Origin of the sequence: Arthrobacter sp. B2a2-09 (genome assembly GCF_027587375.1) — a bacterium.
In the GTDB taxonomy this organism is placed as follows: Bacteria; Actinomycetota; Actinomycetes; order Actinomycetales; family Micrococcaceae; genus Arthrobacter.
The window spans coordinates 1-237 of sequence record NZ_JAMXIC010000133.1; the positions used below are offsets into that span (position 1 = coordinate 1).

The 237-nt window shown below is 67.9% G+C and carries 1 pseudogene; it reads left to right on the forward strand.

Features of this window, described 5'->3' with window-relative positions:
- Nucleotides 1–237: pseudogene (locus NFJ07_RS25865) on the forward strand (HNH endonuclease signature motif containing protein); the annotation flags it as partial.

Genomic DNA, 237 nt, shown 5'->3' on the forward strand with positions numbered 1-237 from the left:
GAGCAGCGGCGTGTCCACGTTCCACGGTCCGATCCACCCCTCGGTCATCCGCAAGATCGCCTGCGACGCGGACATCATCCCCGTCCTGCTCGGCAGCGACAGCCGCGTCCTGGACATCGGCCGCACCACCAGGATGTTCCCGCCCCACATCCGCAAAGCCATCATCGCCCGCGACCAAGGCTGCGCCTTCCCCGACTGCACCATCCCCGCACCCTGGTGCGAAGCCCACCACATCAC